Annotated in this window: 20 protein-coding genes and 6 tRNA genes; 12 read left to right on the top strand and 14 right to left on the bottom strand. The window is 49.4% G+C overall.

What is annotated here, in order from left to right:
- Positions 1–4 precede the first annotated feature (4 nt).
- A complete protein-coding gene (secF, locus tag DT73_RS23730) occupies positions 5–976 on the top strand; it encodes a protein translocase subunit SecF (protein WP_036116190.1) in 972 nt (323 codons plus the stop codon).
- A 273-nt stretch (positions 977–1,249) separates the two neighbouring features.
- Here secF and DT73_RS23725 read toward each other — a convergent pair whose 3' ends face one another.
- Both DT73_RS23725 and DT73_RS23720 read right to left on the bottom strand, forming a co-directional pair.
- The gene (locus DT73_RS23725) at positions 1,250–2,107 is read right to left on the bottom strand and encodes a nucleoside-specific channel-forming protein Tsx (RefSeq protein WP_036116188.1); all 858 of its coding nucleotides are present in this window, start codon (positions 2,105–2,107) and stop codon (positions 1,250–1,252) included.
- Between the two features lie 367 nt (positions 2,108–2,474).
- Positions 2,475–3,044 carry a DUF3251 domain-containing protein gene (locus DT73_RS23720; protein WP_036116185.1) on the bottom strand — a complete coding sequence of 190 codons (570 nt, stop codon included), beginning with the start codon at positions 3,042–3,044 and terminating at the stop codon, positions 2,475–2,477.
- A 150-nt stretch (positions 3,045–3,194) separates the two neighbouring features.
- Here DT73_RS23720 and nrdR point away from each other — a divergent pair, with 150 nt between their 5' ends.
- From nrdR to pgpA, 6 genes are all read left to right on the top strand, one after another.
- Positions 3,195–3,644 (top strand): transcriptional regulator NrdR, encoded by a 450-nt coding sequence (gene nrdR, locus DT73_RS23715; RefSeq protein ID WP_036116183.1) that lies wholly within the window; start codon positions 3,195–3,197, stop codon positions 3,642–3,644.
- A 3-nt stretch (positions 3,645–3,647) separates the two neighbouring features.
- Complete coding sequence (gene ribD, locus DT73_RS23710) at positions 3,648–4,760, top strand: bifunctional diaminohydroxyphosphoribosylaminopyrimidine deaminase/5-amino-6-(5-phosphoribosylamino)uracil reductase RibD (protein ID WP_036116181.1); 1,113 nt, start codon at positions 3,648–3,650, stop codon at positions 4,758–4,760.
- 140 nt (positions 4,761–4,900) lie between these two features.
- On the top strand, positions 4,901–5,371 hold the full coding sequence (ribE, locus tag DT73_RS23705) for a 6,7-dimethyl-8-ribityllumazine synthase (RefSeq protein ID WP_036116180.1): 471 nt from the start codon (positions 4,901–4,903) through the stop codon (positions 5,369–5,371).
- 22 nt (positions 5,372–5,393) lie between these two features.
- A complete protein-coding gene (gene nusB, locus DT73_RS23700; RefSeq protein WP_036116178.1) occupies positions 5,394–5,813 on the top strand; it encodes a transcription antitermination factor NusB in 420 nt (139 codons plus the stop codon).
- 99 nt (positions 5,814–5,912) lie between these two features.
- A complete protein-coding gene (thiL, locus tag DT73_RS23695) occupies positions 5,913–6,890 on the top strand; it encodes a thiamine-phosphate kinase (protein ID WP_036116176.1) in 978 nt (325 codons plus the stop codon).
- On the top strand, positions 6,868–7,389 hold the full coding sequence (gene pgpA, locus DT73_RS23690; RefSeq protein ID WP_036116173.1) for a phosphatidylglycerophosphatase A: 522 nt from the start codon (positions 6,868–6,870) through the stop codon (positions 7,387–7,389). The genes thiL and pgpA overlap by 23 nt, the downstream gene beginning before the upstream one ends.
- A 171-nt stretch (positions 7,390–7,560) precedes the next feature.
- On the opposite strand, the gene DT73_RS23685 is transcribed toward pgpA, so the two are convergent.
- From DT73_RS23685 to DT73_RS26965, 5 genes are all read right to left on the bottom strand, one after another.
- The gene (locus DT73_RS23685) at positions 7,561–8,535 is read right to left on the bottom strand and encodes an aldo/keto reductase (protein WP_036116171.1); all 975 of its coding nucleotides are present in this window, start codon (positions 8,533–8,535) and stop codon (positions 7,561–7,563) included.
- A 75-nt stretch (positions 8,536–8,610) separates the two neighbouring features.
- On the bottom strand, positions 8,611–10,473 hold the full coding sequence (dxs, locus tag DT73_RS23680) for a 1-deoxy-D-xylulose-5-phosphate synthase (protein WP_036116170.1): 1,863 nt from the start codon (positions 10,471–10,473) through the stop codon (positions 8,611–8,613).
- 110 nt (positions 10,474–10,583) lie between these two features.
- Positions 10,584–11,483 carry a (2E,6E)-farnesyl diphosphate synthase gene (ispA, locus tag DT73_RS23675; protein WP_036116169.1) on the bottom strand — a complete coding sequence of 300 codons (900 nt, stop codon included), beginning with the start codon at positions 11,481–11,483 and terminating at the stop codon, positions 10,584–10,586.
- Between the two features lie 2 nt (positions 11,484–11,485).
- On the bottom strand, positions 11,486–11,728 hold the full coding sequence (xseB, locus tag DT73_RS23670; protein WP_036116168.1) for an exodeoxyribonuclease VII small subunit: 243 nt from the start codon (positions 11,726–11,728) through the stop codon (positions 11,486–11,488).
- An 89-nt stretch (positions 11,729–11,817) separates the two neighbouring features.
- The gene (locus DT73_RS26965) at positions 11,818–11,952 is read right to left on the bottom strand and encodes a hypothetical protein (RefSeq protein ID WP_255358370.1); all 135 of its coding nucleotides are present in this window, start codon (positions 11,950–11,952) and stop codon (positions 11,818–11,820) included.
- On the opposite strand from DT73_RS26965, the gene thiI reads away from it, so the two are divergent.
- Positions 11,939–13,387: a tRNA uracil 4-sulfurtransferase ThiI gene (gene thiI / locus DT73_RS23665; RefSeq protein WP_036116167.1), complete on the top strand. Its 1,449-nt coding sequence runs from the start codon at positions 11,939–11,941 to the stop codon at positions 13,385–13,387. The two genes, DT73_RS26965 and thiI, sit on opposite strands and share 14 nt — an antisense overlap.
- A gap of 45 nt (positions 13,388–13,432) precedes the next feature.
- On the opposite strand, the gene DT73_RS23660 is transcribed toward thiI, so the two are convergent.
- The 5 genes from DT73_RS23660 to DT73_RS23640 form a co-directional block, all read right to left on the bottom strand.
- On the bottom strand, positions 13,433–14,470 hold the full coding sequence (locus DT73_RS23660) for an AI-2E family transporter (RefSeq protein WP_036116166.1): 1,038 nt from the start codon (positions 14,468–14,470) through the stop codon (positions 13,433–13,435).
- A gap of 150 nt (positions 14,471–14,620) precedes the next feature.
- Positions 14,621–14,696: transfer RNA gene (locus DT73_RS23655), tRNA-Lys, on the bottom strand.
- A 4-nt stretch (positions 14,697–14,700) separates the two neighbouring features.
- Positions 14,701–14,776: transfer RNA gene (locus tag DT73_RS23650), tRNA-Val, on the bottom strand.
- A 47-nt stretch (positions 14,777–14,823) separates the two neighbouring features.
- Positions 14,824–14,899 (bottom strand) — tRNA-Val (locus tag DT73_RS23645).
- Positions 14,900–14,942: 43 nt separating this feature from the next.
- Positions 14,943–15,018, bottom strand: a tRNA-Val gene (locus tag DT73_RS23640).
- A 258-nt stretch (positions 15,019–15,276) separates the two neighbouring features.
- Between DT73_RS23640 and gltX the strand changes: the two genes are divergently transcribed.
- Positions 15,277–16,692: a glutamate--tRNA ligase gene (gltX, locus tag DT73_RS23635; protein WP_036116164.1), complete on the top strand. Its 1,416-nt coding sequence runs from the start codon at positions 15,277–15,279 to the stop codon at positions 16,690–16,692.
- Between the two features lie 153 nt (positions 16,693–16,845).
- Here the strand turns inward: gltX and DT73_RS23630 are convergent, their stop codons facing one another.
- Positions 16,846–17,238 carry a YfeC-like transcriptional regulator gene (locus DT73_RS23630; protein ID WP_051691528.1) on the bottom strand — a complete coding sequence of 131 codons (393 nt, stop codon included), beginning with the start codon at positions 17,236–17,238 and terminating at the stop codon, positions 16,846–16,848.
- A 457-nt stretch (positions 17,239–17,695) separates the two neighbouring features.
- Here DT73_RS23630 and DT73_RS23620 point away from each other — a divergent pair.
- The 3 genes from DT73_RS23620 to DT73_RS23610 all read left to right on the top strand — a co-directional run bounded on the left by DT73_RS23620 (position 17,696) and on the right by DT73_RS23610 (position 20,729).
- Positions 17,696–17,771, top strand: a tRNA-Ala gene (locus tag DT73_RS23620).
- Positions 17,772–17,834: 63 nt separating this feature from the next.
- Positions 17,835–17,910, top strand: a tRNA-Ala gene (locus tag DT73_RS23615).
- A 632-nt stretch (positions 17,911–18,542) separates the two neighbouring features.
- Positions 18,543–20,729 carry an EAL domain-containing protein gene (locus tag DT73_RS23610; protein WP_084172350.1) on the top strand — a complete coding sequence of 729 codons (2,187 nt, stop codon included), beginning with the start codon at positions 18,543–18,545 and terminating at the stop codon, positions 20,727–20,729.
- A gap of 117 nt (positions 20,730–20,846) precedes the next feature.
- Here DT73_RS23610 and DT73_RS23605 read toward each other — a convergent pair whose 3' ends face one another.
- The gene (locus DT73_RS23605) at positions 20,847–22,034 is read right to left on the bottom strand and encodes a NupC/NupG family nucleoside CNT transporter (protein ID WP_036116160.1); all 1,188 of its coding nucleotides are present in this window, start codon (positions 22,032–22,034) and stop codon (positions 20,847–20,849) included.
- Between the last annotated feature and the right edge of the window lie 78 nt (positions 22,035–22,112).

Here is a 22,112-nt window from a genome sequence, read left to right as displayed (position 1 = left end):
CGTTGTGGCACAGGAATATACTGTTGAACAATTGAACCACGGCCGTAAAGTCTGGGACTTTATGCGCTGGGATTACCTGGCCTTCGGCATCTCTGGTTTGCTGCTGGTTATTTCCCTGGTTGTAATGGGGGTTCGTGGGTTTAACTGGGGTCTGGATTTCACCGGTGGTACGGTGATTGAAATTAACCTCGAAAAACCTGCAGATATGGATCTGATGCGTTCTGCTCTGCAAAAAGCGGGTTTTGTTGACCCGTTATTGCAAAACTTTGGTAGCAGCCGCGACATCATGGTTCGTATGCCGCCAGTGCATAACGCTAATGGCAGCCAGGAACTGGGTAATAAAGTGGTTAGTGTAATTAATGAAACCACTCACCAACAGGCAACGGTAAAACGTATTGAGTTTGTTGGCCCGAGCGTAGGTGCTGATTTGGCGCAGAAAGGCGGTATGGCATTGTTTGCTGCGCTTATCTGTATCCTTATCTACGTGGGTTTCCGTTTTGAATGGCGTCTGGCTGCCGGGGTTGTTCTGGCACTGGCGCACGACGTGGTTATCACCATGGGGGTTCTGTCTCTGTTTCACATTGAGATAGACCTGACTATTGTGGCCTCGTTGATGTCGGTTATCGGTTATTCACTGAACGATAGCATCGTGGTTTCTGACCGTATTCGTGAAAACTTCCGCAAGATCCGCCGCGGTACACCTTACGAAATTTTTAACGTGTCACTGACCCAGACGCTGCACCGTACTTTGATTACGTCCGGTACCACTTTGATGGTTATTTTGATGCTGTATCTCTTTGGCGGCCCGGTGCTGAAAGGCTTCTCGCTGACCATGTTGATTGGTGTCACCATCGGTACGGCATCATCTATTTATGTGGCTTCTGCGCTGGCTCTGAAACTGGGCATGCGTCGTGAGCATATGCTGCAACAGAAAGTTGAGAAAGAAGGGGCGGATCAACCGCGCATTCTGCCTTAACCCTGCTTTGTTGTTGGCTGGTAAAAACCACGGTGGTTAAACACCGTGGTTTTTTTTGCCTGTTACACCAGGGTTGGCAAGGGGAATAACAAACAGCTTACGCTTGATGAGTGCTGGCTACGGGGAATAAATCCTTTGGCACAGTCTGGTGGTAAACAGAACAGCAGGTAAAAGAAATGAAGTGAAGAATAAATGCGAATTAAAGCTCAGGAGGAAAATCTCACCCCATGCCCGCCTGGCAGGCACAGGGTGAGGGGGAATCACATTCTGTTATCAGAAGTTATAACCCACAACCAGGTAATAGCCCCAGCCAGTTGATTTCACGTTGAAATCACCTTTACCGAAGTTCAAGCCTGCACCATCATCCCATTGGCCGCCGTTATGGAAATAACGGGCAACAACAGAATAATGCCAGTGGTCATAGTTCAGTGCCAGAATGTGGCTGGAAGCAATTGAGTTGCTGGTACGGTTAGGTTCATCACCTAAATCGGAACCCCAGTCAAAGTTGGTGAAACCGATATAAGTCAGCTTACCGCCCCACAGGTCAGTAATCGGAACAAAGTATTTCACTTTGAAGCGATAACCATCCCATTCGTTCTCATTCGCTGCCAGGTAGTTCTGCCATTGGTATTTGGCATAAATGTTCAGAGACAGTCCCATTGGCAGGCCGGTATCGATATCGGTACCTAAACCCATATACCAGGTGCTCTGACGACCAGATTTATTCCGGCCCATATCGTAGATGTAGTTATTGGCAAAATACCACTCTTTGAACGGCCCAAAACTCAGGTCGGTTCCGGTTAGCTTATCGATGGAAAAGCGTGGTTCGATTTCCATAAAAAGCGGGGAGCCGTGGTTCCAGATACCCTGAGAAGTGGAGTTGCCACCAAAGAAGCGGGGTAAATCCACATAGCCATAGAAATCAAAGAAGTCTTTTTTGGCAAAAGCTTCATATTCCAGGTATGTGTCATTACGGAGTTGTGGCCCAAAGCGTGTGTGGTAACTGCCCACCACGTTAACACTCTGATGCCACCAGTCTGAGAGGTATTCACCACTGTTGTCTGCAGCCTGTGCAGATACAGTGTAAGAAAGTGCGACAGCTGCGCCTGCCGCTAAAAGTGTTTTTTTCATGTAGTGACCACTGTTTTAGATGTCGCAAATGCATGGGAAGGCAGTTGCTATTGCCAGATATGTTTGTTTTTTAGCACGTCACAATTCTTATTCTGCCTCACAAATATATGTTTAGTTAATATAACTTGCATAAGCGAAATCGATTGCGTTCACGTTTGTGCTAATAAAACAACGAAATTCTATCTGGTTTAATTTTACAGTCCAATACAAAATACTTTTTGCTGAAGCATTCCTGCAATAAGCTTAAATGTTTGCGTTAAAAATGTGACGTGAATCTCATTATTGTCATGAGTGAGCAGTAGCCGAATGGGGAGGTTGCAGCCAGCGGTATCAATCCGCCAGTGGCTGCAAGAGAATATGTGGTGCTCTATTGGGTGGTATCTGGCGTATCCATGCTGGTGTCAGACGGTGACAATCCATGAATACGGATAAAGCCAACATCGCTGAGTTGGGTGTCTGGCAGGTGAATGGCGAGATCAATGTCAACCGGTGCTGACAGCGCGGCAGGTGCCTGAAATTGCAGTGAGTGGGTATTCACTTGCTGGTAATGCTCAAGTGTGCCAGAGAGCTTTCCCCATACCAGATTGCCGTTAAATGCCGGTAAACCTTTATCACCATCCCGGTGAATATGAATATAAACCGTGACACCATTTCCTGTTGGCCCAACACGGGACAGTGTGAAGGTTAATAACCCCAACTGGCTGGTAAGCCGGGCTGGTGTGTTTGCCCCCGGGATTAACCAGGCGCCTTCAGTTGAGCGGGCATTCAGTGCGTTCTGCCAGGCGACATCCCGGGTTTCTGTTTGCAGTGTGCGCATTTCGTGGCTTAACGTTTGTACGTCCTGGTGCACACTGCTGACTTCGGCCTGAGGTGTGCAACCACTTACCATCAATGTGGTGACCAGGATAAATAGCCCTGACTGGTAACAGGTTTTCATAGGAAAATGATCCATAATAACGAGGTTATGTTCAGGGTAGCGGGCGCGTAATGAAAGGCATAGCGCCTTTATCTCAAATCATCCGGGTTTGTCGTCTGAAAACTCCAGGGTAAACTATCCAACTATTGCAACAATCAATCAGGAAGCCTTATGCATTGCCCATTTTGTTCTGCAGTGGATACGAAAGTCATCGACTCGCGTTTGGTGAGTGAAGGCTCATCTGTGCGGCGTAGGCGGCAGTGTCTGGTATGCAATGAACGCTTCACCACCTTTGAGGTGGCGGAGCTGGTTATGCCGCGCGTAGTGAAAAGTGACAATGTGCGTGAGCCCTTCAACGAAGATAAGTTGCGCAGCGGTATGCAAAAAGCGCTGGAAAAACGGCCCGTGAGCTCAGACGACATTGAAATGGCGCTGAATCATATTAAGTCACAACTCCGGGCTACAGGGGAGCGTGAAGTCCCAAGTAAAATGATTGGTAATCTGGTGATGGACCAGTTACGCAAGCTCGATAAAGTCGCTTATATTCGTTTTGCTTCTGTCTACCGCAGCTTTGAAGATATTCGCGAATTTGGCGAAGAGATTGCCCGCTTACAGGATTAAATAATGCACGATGAAGGCTACATGGCCAGGGCGTTAGAGCTGGCGCGCCGTGGTCGTTTTACCACCCATCCTAACCCTAATGTTGGCTGTGTGATTGTGCGAGATGGTGAAATCGTCGGTGAAGGTTTTCACTACCGTGCAGGCGAACCGCATGCCGAAGTACACGCTTTGCGTATGGCAGGGGATAAAGCTCGCGGCGCAACAGCATATGTTACGCTTGAGCCATGCAGCCATTACGGGCGAACCCCACCTTGTTGTGAAGCTCTGGTCGCTGCAGGTGTCAGCCGGGTTGTTACGGCTATGCAAGACCCAAACCCGCAAGTCGCCGGGCGCGGGTTGTATCATTTACAGCAGGCTGGTGTGGATGTCAGCCATGGGTTAATGAATAGCGAAGCTGAAGGTCTTAACCGTGGTTTTTTAAAACGTATGCGTACTGGTTTCCCCTGGATACAGGTGAAACTTGGGGCGTCACTGGACGGGCGCACAGCTATGTCCAGCGGGGAAAGCCAGTGGATTACTTCACCGCAATCACGCCGTGATGTGCAGCGTTTGCGTGCGCAGAGTGCCGCTATTCTTTCCAGCAGCGCGACAGTTCTGGCTGATGACCCTGCGCTGACTGTTCGCTGGCAGGAACTTGGCGCTGATACACAACGTATTTATCCTCAATCGGCTTTGCGCCAGCCTGTTCGGGTGATTATCGACAGCCATAACCGCGTGACTCCGGCTCACCAGCTTATCAGCCAGCCAGGGCAAACCTGGCTTGCCAGAACAACAGCGGATACACAACCATGGCCGGAGGCGGTGGAGCAGTTAGTGTTACCTGAACATAAAGGGCATCTGGATTTAGTCGCTTTGATGATGCAACTGGGCCAGCGCCAAATTAATAGTGTGTGGGTGGAAGCCGGCGCACAACTCTCCGGCGCATTATTACAGGCAGGCCTGGTGGATGAGCTGATTGTCTATATGGCGCCAAAACTGCTGGGCAATGATGCTCGTGGGCTGTGCGCATTACCGGGGCTGACCATGCTGGCCGATGCGCCACAGCTGGTTTTCAGCCAGGTTCGCCAGGTTGGGCCAGACCTCTGCCTGCATTTGGTGCCTGATACCAGTCACTGAGTCAGGAATATGCGCTTTGCCAGAATGCCAGCAAAGAGATGGCATTCAGTGCATAAGGCGCATAAAAGTAAGCAGTGCCTGAAAGATTATGATAAAATCCGCCCCCCTGCGGGGGCCACACAAAACTCGTAAGGAAGAGTATGAACATTATTGAAGCTACCGTTGCTACCCCGGACGCTCGCGTCGCCATCACAATCGCGCGTTTTAACAACTTCATCAACGACAGCCTGCTGGACGGTGCCATCGACGCCCTGAAACGTATTGGTCAGGTAAAAGATGAAAATATCACCGTGGTTTGGGTCCCGGGTGCGTATGAGCTGCCTCTGGCTGCTGGCGCACTGGCGAAAACCGGCCGTTATGACGCGGTTGTTGCTCTGGGTACTGTTATCCGTGGCGGTACTGCCCATTTTGAATATGTTGCAGGTGGTGCAAGCACTGGCTTGTCTCATGTCGCGCAGGATAGCGAAATTCCGGTAGCCTTCGGTGTTCTGACTACCGAAAGTATTGAGCAGGCAATTGAGCGTGCTGGTACGAAAGCCGGTAATAAAGGTGCAGAAGCTGCCCTGACCGCGCTCGAAATGATCAATGTATTGAAAGCCATTAAGGCCTGATTTTTTTAGTAAGGGGAATTCCGTGAAACCTGCTGCTCGTCACCGCGCCCGTGAGTGTGCCGTCCAGGCGCTTTACTCCTGGCAGTTGTCCCAGAACGACATCGCAGATGTTGAATACCAGTTCCTGGCGGAACAGGACGTGAAAGATGTCGACGTCATGTACTTCCGTGAACTGCTGGCCGGGGTGGCGAATAACAGCGCATATCTCGACGAGCTTATGAAGCCTGTATTATCTCGCCAGCTCGAAGAGTTGGGGCAGGTGGAAAAAGCGGTACTGCGTATTGCGTTGTTTGAACTGTCTAAACGTGATGATGTCCCATATAAAGTGGCCATCAATGAAGCGATTGAACTGGCTAAAACGTTTGGTGCAGAAGATAGCCATAAGTTTGTTAACGGTGTTCTCGACAAAGTAGCGCCTCAGGTGCGCCCACACCGGAAATAAGTTTGATACATGGCGTGTTGTCTTGTAAGGCAGCACCAGCATTGTTGTCATTGGCCGGGTTTCCCGGCCTTTGTTTTTTTATCTGTTGAGGCTTTTTGTATGGCTTGCGGTGAATTTTCGTTAATAGACCGCTATTTCAATCGTGTCAGCAGTTCGCGGCGGGATGTGGAAACAGGTATTGGCGATGACTGTGCCTTACTGGTTGTTCCTGAACGCCAGACCCTCGCGATCAGCACTGATACGCTGGTGAGTGGTATTCATTTTCTTCCTGATATGGCGCCTGCCGATATTGCCTGTAAAGCACTGGCGGTAAATATTAGTGACCTTGCGGCAATGGGGGCAGACCCAGCCTGGCTTACCCTGGCATTAACCCTGCCAAATGTAGACGAGAGCTGGCTTGCTGCCTTCAGTGACAGTCTGTTCGAGCAACTCAGTTACTATGATATGCAGTTAATCGGTGGGGACACCACGAAAGGCCCTCTGGCGATGACTCTGGGTATTCATGGCTTTGTTCCTCATGGCAGAGCGTTGAAGCGCAGTGGCGCACGCCCGGGAGACTGGATTTACGTGACCGGTACACCTGGCGACAGCGCTGCCGGGCTGGCAATTCTTCAGAAACGTTTGCAGGTGGAAGATAAGGCTCATGCTGACTGGCTGGTGAGCCGGCATCTGCGCCCTAAACCGAGGATTCTTCACGGCCAGGCGTTACGGGATCTGGCCAGCAGTGCTATCGATCTTTCCGATGGACTGATTTCTGACCTGGGTCACATACTGAAAGCCAGTGGCTGTGGTGCCCGCCTGGAGCTGGATAACCTGCCGCTTTCTGACGCACTCAAAGCCAGCACTTCAATGGAGCAGGCGCAGGAGTGGGCGCTGGCCGGAGGGGAAGATTACGAGCTATGCTTTACGGTGCCGGAAGTTAACCGTGGAGCGCTGGACGTGGCAATTGGTCATTTAGGCATTCCCTGGACTTGTGTAGGGCAAATGACAGTTGCCAGCGACGGGCTGATGCTGATGCAACAAGGAAAGCCGGTACAACTGGAGTTACACGGATATGACCACTTTGCAACCGTCTGAAAAAGCCGCGGCCAAACGTCGCCTTAGGTTATCCAACCCCTGGCATTTGTTGGCGACCGGTTTTGGCAGTGGCTTAAGCCCGATAGTCCCAGGCACGATGGGGTCCCTGGCATCTATTCCTTTCTGGTATTTGCTGAGCTTTCTGCCCTGGCAACTGTATGTACTGGTGCTAATGTTGGGGATCTGTATTGGGGTCTATTTGTGCCACGTAACGGCTCGTGATATGGGGGTTCATGACCACGGGAGTATTGTGTGGGATGAATTCATCGGCATGTGGATAACCCTGATGGCACTGCCCACCAATGACTGGCGCTGGGTGGCTGTGGGGTTTGTGCTATTCCGTATTTTCGATATGTGGAAACCCTGGCCCATCCGCTGGTTTGACAAAAATGTGCATGGCGGCATGGGCATTATGGTTGATGACATTGTTGCCGGGGTTATCGCTGCTGCTGCACTCTATTTATGTGGCCATTACTGGCCCATTGGTTTACTGAGTTGAGCTCTGAACCAGCCCTGTAACCGGGGGCTGGTTCATATTGATGAAAAAGAAGGAAAAAGCGTGGTTTTTCCTTCTTTTTAGTGAGTGGCCGAAAATCAATGAATTGATTTTCCTGGTTTTTTATTGGGTGACATCCTCTTGTTCTGTGCGGACGTGAGGTTGTGCCGATAGTTAACGAAAGCCAACTACATGATGCGGCTGGTAAGGTGTTTCCAGCTCGGCAATATCTTCTTCACTGAGTTTCAAATCTACAGCATTCAGTAAGTCTTCAAGCTGCTCTTTGCGCGATGAGCCAATAATTGGTGCGGCAACCCCTCGTTTACTTAACAACCATGCCAGGGCCACCTGGGCACGGCTGGCTTCTTTGTCGCGGGCGATTGCGGCCACTCTCTGGGCAATTTGTTCGTCATTTGCTTCACTGGACTGATACAGACTTTTACCGAATTCATCAGACACTGAACGGGCTGTATTTTCTCCCCACGGGCGGGTTAAACGCCCGCGAGCCAGTGGGCTCCATGGTATAACGGCAACGCCCTGGTCGTAGCACAATGGCAGCATATCCCGCTCTTCTTCACGCTGAATCAGGTTGTACTGGTCCTGCATGGTAACAAACTCGTTCCAGCCGTGCTGGCGCTGGGTGAACAGTGCTTTAGCAAATTGCCAGGCATGCATGGATGATGCGCCAATAAAGCGCGCTTTACCGGACTGAACGACATCGTGCAGTGCTTCAAGGGTTTCTTCCAGTGGTGTGTTGTAGTCCCAGCGGTGGATTTGCAACAGGTCTACATACTCCATTCCAAGGCGTTTCAGGCTGTCATCAATGGAGCGCATAATTTGCTTGCGTGACAGGCCTTCGGTTAAATCGCCTACAGGGAAATAGACTTTGGTGGCGACGACGACATCTTCCCGGCGAGCAAAGTCACGCAATGCCCGGCCAACGATTTCTTCACTACTGCCATCGGAGTAGCTGTTGGCAGTGTCGAAAAAGTTAATCCCCCGGCCAAGGGCGTACTGAATCAGGTCGCGGCTACTTTCTTCCGGCAAGGTCCAGGCGTGTCGCCCACGCTCTGGCTCACCAAATGTCATGCAACCAAGACACAAACGGGAAATGCGAAGGTGGGTTTTACCCAGCGTGGTATATTCCATGACTCCTCTCCTGCAATGAGAAAAAGTTTGCTTTAAGCATAGCAGGAGAGGAAAGGAGAGCAGTAAAAGACAGTTTTATCCGAGCCATGTACGGATGCGTTGTGTAATACCCGGGCCATCAAGACCAAGAGCACTACGGGCTTCATCCTGTGTCGCCTGCGGAATAAAGGTATCTGGCAGCCCCAGGTTCAGAACAGGAACCGGTTGGCGGTGTGCCATCAGAACGTCATTAACCCCACTGCCGGCACCACCCATCACCGCATTTTCTTCCAGCGTGACCAGTGCAGAATGGCGGCTTGCCAGTTCCAGGATCAGGCTTTCGTCCAGGGGTTTCACAAAGCGCATATCCACCAGGGTGGCATTCAACTCCTGCGCAGCATGCTCAGCCTCTGGCAACAGTGTGCCAAAGTTCAGAATCGCAATATCCTTGCCTTCCTGTAACAGGCGGCCTTTACCCAAAGGCAGTACTTCCAGCGGTGTAAGTGGAACACCACGCGCGTTGCCTCGCGGGTAACGCACTGCAGACGGCCCGTCTTTGTAGTGATAACCCGTGTGCAGCATCAGGCGGCATTCGTTTTCATCACTCGGCGCCATAATCACCATACCCGGAATACAGCGCAGGAAACTCAGGTCAAACGCGCCCTGGTGAGTTGGACCATCGGCACCAACAATACCGGCCCGGTCTATGGCGAACAGCACCGGCAGTTTCTGAATGGCAACATCATGAATCAACTGGTCGTAAGCACGTTGTAAAAATGTTGAATAGATGGCGACGACCGGGTTATAGCCACCAATTGCCAGGCCAGCTGCAAAAGTAACGGCATGCTGTTCAGCAATGGCGACATCAAAATACTGGTCAGGATACTGGCGGGAGAATTCGACCATACCGGATCCTTCCCGCATGGCTGGCGTAATCGCCATCAGCTTGTCATCCTGTTTCGCTGTTTCGCATAACCAGTTACCAAAAATTTTCGAATAACTGGGCTGAGTGGCAGTCGCTTTTGGCAGTGTGCCGCTTTGCGGATCGAATTTAGGTACCGCATGAAATGAAATGGGATCTTTTTCAGCCGGAGCGTAACCACGGCCTTTCTTGGTCATGATATGCAGAAATTGTGGCCCTTTCAGGCTGCGCATATTTTTCAGGGTGCTCACTAACCCTGCCACATCATGGCCGTCAACCGGGCCAATATAGTTAAAACCCAGCTCTTCAAACAAGGTTCCGGGAACCACCATGCCTTTAATATGTTCTTCAGTGCGTTTCAGTAATTCTTTAATAGGTGGTACACCAGAGAACACTTTCTTACCGCCTTCTCGCAGGCTGGAGTAGAGCTTGCCAGACAACAATTGTGCAAGGTGGTTATTCAGCGCGCCCACGTTTTCCGAAATCGACATTTCGTTATCATTGAGAATAACCAGCATGTCGGATTTGATGTCACCCGCATGGTTCATCGCTTCAAACGCCATACCTGCAGTGATGGCGCCATCGCCAATAACACACACAGTACGGCGGCCTTTGCCTTCTTTTTCTGCGGCAACAGCAACGCCCAGCCCGGCACTAATCGAAGTGGATGAGTGCCCGACGCTTAACACGTCGTATTCACTTTCTTCGCGCCACGGGAAAGGGTGCAGCCCATCTTTCTGACGAATGGTGCCAATGTTATCGCGGCGGCCAGTGATAATTTTATGTGGATATGCCTGGTGACCGACATCCCAAATCAACTGGTCAAACGGTGTGTTATAGACATAGTGCAGGGCCACTGTCAGTTCAATGGTGCCCAGGCCCGAAGCAAAGTGCCCACTGGAGCGGCTGACACTGTCCAACAAATAGCGGCGCAGTTCATCGCACACTTTAGGCAGACTTTCGCGTGGTAACAGCCGTAACTCTTGCGGGGAGTCAACCAGCGCCAGGGTCGGGTATTTGGCAATATCAAAACTCATCAGAGACTCATATGGTAATAATGGGAAACAGGATACCGCCCGGCGGCATCCTCCCGGTAAGAGACATTATCCCGTATTTAGCATGCGTTTACATCATGCTAACCCGGTGTTTACTTATCCCTTTGAATTATAAAATGTGCAAGTGCTTCCAGCGGCTGTGTATCCAGATGTTGTGCACGTAAACCGGCAAGGGCCTCAAGTGCCTGAGTACACAGCTCATGTGCCCGGGCTTGTGCCTGCTCCAGCCCCAATAAAGCCGGGTAGGTGCTTTTGCCAAGGTGAATATCTGCCCCCTGGCGTTTCCCAAGCGTAGCGGTATCACCGATGACATCCAGAATGTCATCCTGGACCTGGAAAGCAAGCCCGATATTGTCTGAAAACTGGCTCAATAAAGGTAATGCCGCAGCGCCTTTTTCACCGGCACTCAGTGCGCCCAGGCGTACAGCTGCACGAATCAGTGCGCCGGTTTTATGGCGATGAATACGCTCAAGTGCCGCCAAATCAACATGCTTACCTTCAGCTTCAAGATCCAGTGCCTGGCCTGCGCACATTCCTGCAGCACCGCTGGCACTGGCTAATTCACGGAGCATTGCCACCCGGGAAGAATCAGAAACACCGGGCATGTCGGTATCACTCAGAATAGAGAAAGCCAGGGTTTGCAGGGCATCGCCTGCGAGAATGGCGGTGGCTTCGCCAAAACGAATATGGCAGGTTGGCTGCCCACGGCGCAGGTCGTCGTCGTCCATGGCCGGCAGATCATCATGGATCAATGAGTAAGCGTGGATACATTCAATGGCCGCGGCAGGTGTGTCCAGCACACTGAGTGGCATACCCAACATTTTCCCGGTGGCATAAACCAGAAAAGGACGCAGGCGCTTACCCCCGAGGAGTGCGCCATATTCCATTGCGCCAACCAATGCAGAACCCTGAAAAGGTAATGTATTGATAAAACCGGCTATTGCCGTATTTGCCCGGGCCGCATACACAGTTAATAACTGATTAAAATCCATTGTTATTCGGCATCCGGCTTGAAAGGAGTCAGCGGTGCGTTTTCATTTTCCGACAGCAAAATTTGTACGCGTTGCTCGGCTTGCTGTAATTTTTGCTGGCCCTGGCGAGCCAGTTGTACACCACGTTCAAACTCGTTGAGCGCGTCTTCCAGCGGAAGGTCGCCATTTTCCAGACGGGAAACAATGGTTTCCAGTTCTTGCAGCGCCGTTTCAAAGCTGGCGGGTTGTTCATTTTTCTTCGGCATAGCGAATACAGCTTCCTGATTAAGTCATCTTTACTAAGCCACATGGTAGCGGAGTAAAAATGATAAGCAAATAATGTATCCAGGCCAGGTTATGTGCGCAGTTTCACAATGATGATGATATACTGTCGCGCTTTCGGATGCTGGCCTTTCGCCAGCAGTACTTCATTTTCCTGCCCGCTTATGCAGGCTGACCAACGAATCCTTGCCGCCATGAAGTTTATCATTAAATTGTTCCCGGAAATCACCATCAAAAGCCAATCTGTGCGGTTGCGCTTCATTAAGATTCTGACCGGAAACATCCGTAACGTTCTCAAGCATTACGATGAAGACCTTGCTGTTGTCCGCCACTGGGACCACATCATTGTACGCGCGAAAGACGAAACACAACGCGAAACAATTCGTGATGCGCTGACCCGTATTCCTGGTATCCACCATATTCTTGAGGTGGAAGACCTGCCGTTCACTGACATGCACAATATTTTCGAGCAGACGCTGGAGCGTTACCGTTCCCAACTGGAAAATAAAACGTTTTGTGTTCGTGTTAAGCGCCGTGGCAAACACCCGTTCAGCTCTATCGAGGTTGAGCGCTATGTTGGCGGTGGCCTGAATCAGCATATCGAGTCAGCTAAAGTGAAGTTGACGAAACCCGATGTGACGGTCAACCTGGAAATTGAAGACGACAGGCTGTTGGTTGTTGAAGGGCGCTATGAAGGGATTGGCGGCTTCCCCATTGGTACCCAGGAAGATGTGTTGTCACTGATTTCTGGTGGTTTTGATTCAGGTGTATCCAGTTATATGCTGATGCGCCGTGGTTGCCGGGTGCATTACTGCTTCTTTAACCTTGGTGGTGCCGCCCATGAAATTGGGGTTCGCCAGGTTGCACACTATTTGTGGAACCGCTTCGGCAGTTCGCACCGTGTACGTTTTGTTGCGATTAACTTTGAGCCCGTTGTGGGTGAAATCCTCGAAAAAGTGGATGACGGCCAGATGGGCGTGGTACTGAAACGTATGATGGTGCGCGCCGCATCCAAAGTTGCAGAGCGTTACGGTGTCCAGGCAATTGTGACAGGTGAAGCGCTGGGGCAGGTATCGAGCCAGACGCTGACTAACTTGCGGCTTATCGACAATGTAAGCGACACGCTGGTACTGCGCCCACTGATCTCCTGGGATAAAGAACACATTATCGATTTGGCGCGTGAAATTGGTACTGAAGATTTTGCCCGTACCATGCCTGAATACTGCGGTGTTATCTCCAAAAGCCCGACAGTAAAAGCGGTGAAAGCTAAAATTGAGGCGGAAGAAGCCCATTTTGATTTCAGCATCCTCGACCAGGTGGTAGAGAATGCAGTGAATATGGATATTCGCGATATCGCCACACAAACCGATGAAGTCGTGGTTGAAGTTGAGACCGTAAACGGTTTTGGGCCAAACGATGTATTACTGGATATTCGTTCGGTTGATGAGCAGGAAGACAAACCATTCGCTGTGGATGGAGTGGAGGTGGCGTCACTGCCTTTTTACAAACTGAGCACCAAATTTGGTGACCTCGACCAGAGCAAAAACTATTTGTTGTGGTGTGAGCGTGGCGTAATGAGCCGGTTACAGGCCCTTTACCTGCGTGAGCAAGGGTTTGCCAATGTAAAAGTATACCGCCCGTAATCCCCCATATGTAACCCCCTGAAGCTTTGCTCCAGGGGGATTGTTTTACTTATAGTTCGGTACGTCATTCAGCAGCATGGCAATACGCTTGCCCCCTTCAGACTGTTCCAGAGCAATTTTCACCACAATAGTGAGTGGCACGGAGAGCAGCATTCCTACGGCTCCCAGTAACCATCCCCAGAAGATCAATGACAAAAAAACCACCAGAGTGGATAAACCCAATCCGCGCCCCATCATACGTGGCTCCAGAATATTACCGATAACCAGGTTAATCACCATATAGCCCGCCATTATTGTCAGCGCATCGTACACACCCCGGAAGACCAGTACCTGCAAAATCGGCGGAATGGCTGCCAGCACCGATCCTATATTGGGAATGAAATTCAGCGCTACCGCCAGCAGGCCCCAAATAAAGGAGAACTGTACACCAAGCACCAGTAGCATTAGCCAGACGATTAACCCGGTTAGCAGGCTGATGGCAGTTTTCAACACCAGGTAACGGGACACACTGTCGATAGCCCGTTGCATAGCTGCCATACCGGCATTGGGACGTGACAAGGTATATTGCAGTTTTGTTGGCAACTGAGGGGCTTCCAGTAACATAAATACCACTGTCAGTAGCAGCAGAAATATACTGGTCATGGCACTGGATAGCTGAGTTAGCAACGTTGAAATAAAGGTCATAGCGGAGTTGGGGTCAATATATTTGATGAGTTCCTCAACGGAGACTTTTATCCCGGCCCGCTGCAACCAGGGCTCAATGGTCTGCAGAGGTATCACTAATGACGTTCGGTACTGGGGCAGGGTGCGCGCCAAATCGTTAAGCGTGGTACCCAAATAAGCCAGTAGCACAACGACCAAAAAAATGGTCAATGAAATCAATGTAAAAATAGCCAGTGCCCGGGGGACGCGTAAGCGCACCATATACTGGATGACGGGGTTAAGAATAACGGAGATAAATATTGCCAGAACGAACGGCACAATTATTTCTGCAGCAATTCTCACACCGGTGAGGATGATAACCATCATTCCCAGCATGATGACAATTTTTAGCCCGTTAAGTGTGATGATGGGTTTACTCATGGTTTTTCCTGACAGATTGAATCCTTTTTATTGATGATAATACGGATTGTGCTGGCAGGAAGATATGGGATGAGTCCGGGGGAAAGGCAGGTTCTCATTCTGCACTTTTTACGCATAGCAAAAAGGCGCCTTTAGGGCGCCTTTCTACATTGGTGGGTCGTGCAGGATTCGAACCTGCGACCAATTGATTAAAAGTCAACTGCTCTACCAACTGAGCTAACGACCCGAAGTGGTGGGTGATGACGGGATCGAACCGCCGACCCCCTCCTTGTAAGGGAGGTGCTCTCCCAGCTGAGCTAATCACCCACTTCGGTACTACATTACTTCATTGCAAGAAATCCAGCTGGTGAGATTGGTGGGTGATGACGGGATCGAACCGCCGACCCCCTCCTTGTAAGGGAGGTGCTCTCCCAGCTGAGCTAATCACCCAATCTCAATTTCTTACTTTACACTGCGGGAACCACATTAAAAGTGGTGGGTGATGACGGGATCGAACCGCCGACCCCCTCCTTGTAAGGGAGGTGCTCTCCCAGCTGAGCTAATCACCCCCGCTGTGTGGAGTCGCATTATAGGGAGAGAACGAAATGAGTCAACGCCTTTTCTAAAGTTTTTATTTGTTCGTCGTAAATTTAGCCATCATGGTGACGAAATGCCCGTTTTTATAAGATTAACCAGCAAAAAGTCACCTTTCTGTTCACACAGACAGACTCAAGATTGAGGAATCAGCATACAGTGGTAGAATATTGCCCACTTTGTTTTCCCGGCATTTGCCGTGTTCCGGCATATTTACGTACTAAGGCCACTTAATGAAAATCAAAACCCGCTTTGCGCCAAGTCCAACTGGTTACCTGCATGTTGGTGGTGCCCGTACTGCCTTATATTCCTGGCTTTATGCCCGTAATCTGGGGGGCGAGTTCGTCCTGCGCATTGAAGATACCGACCTTGAACGCTCTACGCAGCCTGCTATCGATGCGATTATGGATGCAATGAACTGGCTGAGTCTGGATTGGGATGAAGGCCCGTACTACCAGACCAAACGTTTTGACCGTTATAACAAGGTCATTGATGAAATGCTGGAAGAAGGGACCGCATATAAATGCTACTGCTCTAAAGAGCGCCTGGAAAAACTGCGCGAAGACCAGATGGCAAAGGGTGATAAACCACGTTATGACGGGCGCTGCCTCCATGATCACAGCCATCATGACGCAAATGAACCCCATGTTGTGCGTTTTGCTAACCCTCAGGAAGGCTCCGTTATCTTTAATGATAAAATTCGCGGCCCTATTGAGTTCAGCAACCAGGAACTTGATGACCTGATAATCCGCCGTACCGACGGCTCCCCGACCTATAACTTCTGTGTTGTGGTAGATGACTGGGATATGGGGATTACCCACGTTATTCGTGGCGAAGACCATATCAACAATACTCCGCGTCAGATAAACATCCTGAAAGCGTTAAAAGCACCTGTACCGGAATACGCCCATGTTTCTATGATTCTGGGTGATGACGGTAAAAAATTATCTAAACGCCATGGTGCAGTAAGCGTTATGCAGTACCGCGATGAAGGCTATTTGCCAGAAGCGTTGCTGAACTACCTGGTTCGACTGGGCTGGGCACACGGCGATCAGGAAATTTTCACTATTGATGAAATGAAACAATTGTTCACGCTGGAAGCGGTGAGTAAATCTGCCAGTGCTTTCAACACCGACAAATTGTTGTGGCTGAACCACCATTACATTAATACCTTACCGGCTGAATATGTTGCCACGCACTTGCAGTGGCATATTGAACAGCAAAATATTAATACCCAGACAGGCCCTCAACTGGCCGACCTGGTGAAACTGCTGGGCGAACGTTGCAAAACTCTGAAAGAAATTGCTGAAAGCTGCCGTTACTTCTATGAAGATTTCAGTGAATTTGATGCTGATGCTGCGAAGAAACATCTGCGCCCGGTTGCCCGCCAGCCGCTTGAAGTGGTTAGTGAGAAACTGTCTGCAATTGCTGAATGGACTCCGGAAAACATTCACCACGCTATTCAGTCAACGGCAGATGAACTGGAAGTGGGTATGGGTAAAGTGGGGATGCCTCTGCGTGTAGCGGTTACTGGTGCGGGGCAGTCTCCGGCACTGGATGTGACTGTTCATGCTATTGGTAAAACCCGCAGCCTGGCTCGTATTCAGCAGGCGCTGGGCTTTATTGCACAGCGTGAAGCACAGCAGTAAGCTCTGCTACCTGTTTGTGAAAAACCGGCTCAGTGAGCCGGTTTTTTTGTTTTACATGCCTTACTTTGGGCTGCGTTAAGCACTATCCGTTTTTCAACAACAAGGGAAGCCAGGTAGTTACACGGCCCAGGGCCTTACTCACCATGGGTGGAATTAGCTAATTGCCAGGCGTGATAGCATGCCTGAAATACCTTCTCGTGCCAGTAACGACAGGAGCCCGCGCCTTTCTTCTTCGCTCATTTGAAACAGTACTGACATCAGTTGCGAACTGAAAAAATCATCATCCATCAGTGGGGATTCAACAGAAATAAGTGATAAAGGAATGGCTTCTGGCTGATCTGCCGCCTGGCGCAAATTGCGGGTGCTGAGCATAAAACGGCGTACTTCCTGCGTCATATGTATTGCATGGGCTTTGCCACCTTTCACTCCTTTAATCTGTGACGTTTGCCAGCCATGTTTCTTGATCCATTTATTAATCGTCTGAGGCTTGTAGCCAACAAGTTGTGCCAATTCCGCCGGTGTCATTTTGCTTTTAAATATGTTCATTATCTGTTCACCTGCTTACCCGTTGCGGGATGGCAAACCACACAGTTAATGGTTTTAAACAAAAAGTTCCGTATCTGCTGGCGTGTTCTTACTAAAATGGCCACGCTTTTTTGCATTGCCTGGTTACCAGGGGAGTGCCAGACACAGGCAGCTACCGATGAATTGATGATGTGGGGGCTAAAGTCAGCCACAGCTGACAGTTTACTTGACGTTATCTGGTCCTTGAGCATCTCAATGTCCTTGTTTTTTCTATTAACCCGGCATTACATGACGATTTTATAGCATCCTTTAACGTGATTTTGTGATTCGAATTCCTGGAACTGGGGGTGCCTCGAAAAAAAAAGCCTGATTTGCTGGCTTTTTCAGCGTTTGATTCAGGATGCCCCTTTTCATCGTTGACACCAGACAAGGGGTTGCATATCATGCCGCCCGTCAACACGGAAACGTGTTCAGGATTGGGGCTATAGCTCAGCTGGGAGAGCGCTTGCATGGCATGCAAGAGGTCAGCGGTTCGATCCCGCTTAGCTCCACCAACTCATTGTTGGTATTACGCTTTATTTGGCGTAAATAACACAGTCGTTGTTTCCTGAAATCGTGGGGCTATAGCTCAGCTGGGAGAGCGCTTGCATGGCATGCAAGAGGTCAGCGGTTCGATCCCGCTTAGCTCCACCAAAATTCGTTGGCTCTGTGTAACAGGGCAAAAAAACACCTGGTCTCTCAGAGATGCAGGTGTTTTTTTTATTCACCAATGGCAGGTAGTCGAGGCTTTGTTGTTCCTTCGCTCTGCTCTGGGTGGGTAAACTATTATCTCATACATAATACTTCATACTTATGGTTGGCCGCGGCGTTATGAGCGGGTTACGGCCACCAGGCGCTACCAGCACCAGGCAGGCAAGCCCTGGTGAATAGTGTGTAGTGTTTGCGCCAGATTCCCCCTGATTATGGCTGCCTGGTTCTGCTTAACGAGAAACGGTTCGCAAGGGCCGTAACCATTGCAACCCGTTTGCTTGAGCACTTTGCTCATGTGAATATTTCTCGTTTTCATTCAAAATCTCTTTATTTGTATTCCTTTGTCTTTTTTTCTCTTCTTTTTTGATGTTTTATTATTTATCAGAACAATTATGTATTGTGGTGAATGATTTATTGCCCGAAATTATAAATATAAATAATATATCACAAGCGCCTGATGTGTCGGTTGTGTTAAACCCGGCTTCGGTGTGTTGGCGGTTCACAGGGAGCGTAATTAATCAAATAATTAGCGGTGTGCCGGTATAGGGTAATGATAACGGTAAAGGGATTTGTTAATGAAAATGGATATTTTTTTTAAGAAGATACAAAGGCAATTGTTTATTTTTATAATAAGCACCGTTCTTATTGCTGTATCCCGCCATTTTTCACCTTCAACCTGGCTTGATGATGAGCCCAACTACCTGAGCTGGCTCCCCCTAAGTGTTATTATTTCTGTGTTATTACTCTGGGGCCGTACTGCTGCTATTCCACTTACTATCGCTACTGTTGCTGTCTATTTGTGGCTGTTCCCCGCTGAATCGCCCTGGCTTACCTTGCTGTTTATTGGCTGTGTGCTGGCGCCTGTCATCGCGGTTTGTGGTGCCCTGAGAAGGTGGGCAGGGCGGCGCTGGCGGTACGATATTATGGGGCGTAATGGTACGATACTGATTTGTGCGCTGGGGTTTGCTGCCCCGTGTTTAATAAAAGCGCTAATGTATCTGACAGGCATGTTTGTCTCGTTTCCTGATGAGTTGTCGCCTTATTTTGGTATGGCATCTTATTTGTTCAATGTTATTGATGTACAAAGCCTTGTTATTTCTTCTTTAGTGTTCTCTCCCCCGGTTTATTATGCTCTGAGGATATTGTTAAGCCCGGCATTTCGACGGGCAATGTGGTTGGTAAGGATTAAGCCTTATTTTTCACCGGCAAGCAGAACGAAAACGGTTGTCTGGCTATCAGCCCTGTTTTTTCTCATGTGGATGTTCTGTTCCCCGGTAAGCAGTGAACTGTTTTCTGCATATATGTTGCCATTATTATTTTTTATTTTTACGGTAGGGATCCGCAGCCCGGGAGCGACTTTCATTGCCATTCTGTGGGCGATTTCCGCTTTTGCCCTTATTCAGTGTAATAAGAATTTTGTGCACAGCATTAATTATGGGCCGGTACTGGCATTTACATTATCAATTTTTATCGCATTTACTGTCTGCCTGTATTACATGATACGCATCTATAACCGTGGCGCGCGGTTACAGCGGGTGTGGCACAACCACGCACTGACAGACCCTATGACCTGGTTACCCAACCTGCGAGCACTGGATGCTCATATGAAAACACACCCCGGTGGCATACTTTGTTGTATTCGGCTCAATAACCTGGAGTTCCTCGGCCGCCACTATGGCTTCTTAATGCGGGCTCATTGTAAATCGCTGCTGGACCAGACATTGTCTGTGCACTTGCGCCCGAATGAGCGGGTTTTCCAGTTTATTGGGTGTGAAGTGTTACTGTATTTACATGAAGGAAACCATGAGAAGCGCTTGCGTCAGATGGTAAGTATCCTGAACGCGCGGCGTGTACCCTGGAAAGAACAGCAACTGACCATTGAACATATGGCGGCCTGGGGCAGGATAATGCCCGGACCTGGTGAACTGAACCGTTTGTTGGGGCAACTGAGTTATCTGGCTGAGCAAACTAACGCACTTGAGCCAGTGATTGGCCTGGATACACAACCTGAAAGTGTCATGTCAGTAACATCCGGGCAAGTAGAGCTGTTTCAGAAGATAAAGCAGGCACTGGATAACGGGCAACTGCTGCTGGTCGGGCAACCTATTGTCGGGCGCTCAGGTGAACGGTACGACGAAATTCTCAGCCGTCTGATGGTGGACGGGCGCATCATGATGCCGGATACATTTCTCCCTATAATCACGCAATGTGATTTAAGTGTTTATTTTGACATGCTGGTTATGGCTAAGTTATTGAACTATTTGTCGTCCCCTGTCGCTCGTGGGGAAAAACGGCGTTTTTCGGTCAACCTGATGCCGGTTACACTTATGCAAAATGGCGCAGCTCAGCGTATTGTGCGCCTGTTTGCTGAAAGCCAGGTAGATGCCAGCCGCATTGTGATTGAAGTAACTGAAGAACAGGCATTTTCTACTGCAGAACATACCGCGCGTAATATTCAGCTACTCCGCCAGGCCGGGTTTATGATAGCGATTGATGACTTTGGTACAGGTTACTCTAACTATGAGCGCCTGAAACGGCTGGATGCCGATATTATCAAGATTGACGGTTGCTTTATCCGGAATATCACGAGCAGCACTGAGGACGTAATTATTGTCCAGTCTATCTGTGCACTGGCAAAGTATCGTGGGCTGGATGTGGTGGCGGAATTTGTTGAAACAGCAGCGCAGCGTGAATTGCTGTTCAACCTGGGGGTGGATTACCTGCAAGGGTATCTGGTTGGCAAGCCAGAGCTCCTGGCGTGATGGCTGTGATGCAGTACCAGCCTCAGTAACCTGAGGCGGTGCGTTGGTGTAAACAGGGAAAGCACACACTTTCCCTGTTTAAGTCAGCATTAATGGTCAGTTCATACTCTGGTGGGGTTACAGCACCAGCGCAGCAATAGAAGCAGACAAAACGCTGACCAGTGTGGAACCGTATACCAGCTTCAGTCCAAAACGAGATACAACGTTTCCTTGCTCTTCATTCAGGCCTTTAATCGCCCCGGCAATAATCCCAATTGAGGAGAAGTTAGCGAAAGACACTAAGAAGACAGACAGAATGCCTTCTGCTCGCGGTGTCAGTGAACTGGCAATTTTTTGCAGGTCCATCATGGCAACAAACTCGTTGGAGACCAGCTTGGTCGCCATAATACTGCCGACCTGGAGTGCTTCGTTAGATGGCACGCCCATTACCCAGGCTACAGGGTAGAAGATATAACCCAGAATGCCCTGGAACGAGATACCCAGAACAGTTGCAAACAATGCATTCAGCGCAGAAATCAGTGCGATGAAACCAATCAGCATGGCGGCAACAATAATGGCCACTTTAAAGCCAGCCAAAATGTATTCACCTAACATTTCGAAGAAGCTTTGCCCTTCGTGCAAATTAGACATTTGCAGGTTTTCTTCACTTTTATCAACGCGGTAAGGGTTGATCAGTGAGAGAACAATGAAAGTGCTGAACATGTTGAGTACCAGTGCGGCAACAACATATTTGGGCTGGAGCATCGTCATATAAGCGCCAACAATTGACATAGACACCGTAGACATTGCAGTTGCTGCCATGGTGTACATGCGATTGCGTGACATTTTGCCGAGGATATCCTTATAAGCGATAAAGTTTTCTGATTGTCCCAGTATCAGCGAGCTTACAGCGTTAAAAGATTCCAGTTTCCCCATTCCGTTTACTTTGGACAGCAAGGTACCCACCAGGCGAATAACCACAGGCAGTACACGAATATGCTGCAAAATCCCGATCAGTGCGGAGATGAACACAATAGGGCACAGAACTTTCAGGAAGAAGAAAGCCAGTCCCTGATCATTCATTTTCCCGAAGACAAAATCGGTACCCTGGTTAGCAAAACTGAGCAATTTTTCGAACAGTTCAGAGAAGCCTTTAACGAAGCCCAGACCTGCTTCTGAATGCAGGAAAAACCAGGCCAGTAAAACTTCAATTACCAGTAACTGAACAATGTATCGAAGCCGGATGCTTTTGCGGTCATGGCTGACCAGCAAAGCCAGTAGCGCGACAATCGCAAGCGCTAAAATAAAGTGCAGAACGCGGGACATGTTTGCTCCAAATTTGAGGCAGGTTAAATTTCCGTGCACATTCTATGCAACAGAAAAGAATAAAACGAGACATAGAGC

The organism is Mangrovibacter sp. MFB070, assembly GCF_000705335.1.
GTDB classification, from domain to species: Bacteria; Pseudomonadota; Gammaproteobacteria; order Enterobacterales; family Enterobacteriaceae; genus Mangrovibacter; species Mangrovibacter plantisponsor.
The sequence above is the reverse complement of the archived record's forward strand: the minus strand, read 5'-3'. Positions and strand labels throughout refer to the sequence as shown.